The following is a 351-nucleotide window of genomic DNA, read 5'->3' as shown; positions in this document are numbered from 1 at the left end:
TATTAAGCAAAAAGAGGAAGAAACTATAACAGCATTTCTAGCAAACCCTATCCCCGAAGATAACGGAATGCTTACATATTGATTCGCTTTTTCTATTGTTGATTCAGGCAGTATTCCAATGCTTATACCGTTACCTTCACTCACCCCTTTACAAACGGCTTCCATTATTCCTGCCCTACCTCCGCAAACTACCATTAAACCTAATTTAGCTAAGACCCTTCCCATTTCTAAAGCAACTTGATATTGAGCTTCGTCTGGAGATCCAGTTCCTATTACTCCTATAGGAATCCTGAGCCTATAAGAAGTTTTTTGTAGATTTTTTATAGCATCATAAGCAGATAATTTAATTAA

At 36.8% G+C, this 351-nt stretch carries 1 protein-coding gene; it reads right to left on the bottom strand.

What is annotated here, in order from left to right; genetic code table 11:
• Positions 1 to 351: SLOG cluster 4 domain-containing protein (locus tag E1P04_RS17810; protein ID WP_207386061.1), on the bottom strand; the 351-nt coding region annotated here is incomplete at both ends.

It is taken from the genome of Legionella gresilensis, assembly GCF_900639865.1.
GTDB classification, from domain to species: domain Bacteria; phylum Pseudomonadota; class Gammaproteobacteria; order Legionellales; family Legionellaceae; genus Legionella_C; species Legionella_C gresilensis.
The sequence above is the reverse complement of the archived record's forward strand: the minus strand, read 5'-3'. Positions and strand labels throughout refer to the sequence as shown.